This window comes from Salmonella sp. SAL4457, from assembly GCF_046548235.1.
GTDB classification, from domain to species: Bacteria; Pseudomonadota; Gammaproteobacteria; order Enterobacterales; family Enterobacteriaceae; genus Salmonella; species Salmonella enterica.
This window is the reverse complement of record NZ_JBGDZO010001338.1, coordinates 1-235: the sequence shown is the minus strand read 5'-3', so window position 1 is coordinate 235 and position 235 is coordinate 1. Positions and strand designations below refer to the sequence as shown.

The following is a 235-nucleotide window of genomic DNA, read 5'->3' as shown; positions in this document are numbered from 1 at the left end:
CTGGATCATGAGCGTAATTTGTTTGAATACTCTTCCTTCACGCGATAAACAATAACTATGGTCTGGCTCGATCCTGACCCGTTGATAACAAACACAACATACTTGCAAGGAAAACAACATGCTCGCCGTCATTACCCGGCTGTTCCCGTTATGGGCGCTGCTGCTCTCTCTCATTGCGTATTACACACCATCCACCTTTACTCCTGTTGGGCCGTGGGTCGCGACACTACTGATG

Annotated in this window: 1 pseudogene; it reads left to right on the top strand. The window is 48.5% G+C overall.

The features are described from left to right. Positions 1 to 118: 118 nt before the first annotated feature. Positions 119 to 235 (top strand): annotated as a pseudogene (locus tag ACLJNW_RS28535) (bile acid:sodium symporter); the annotation flags it as partial.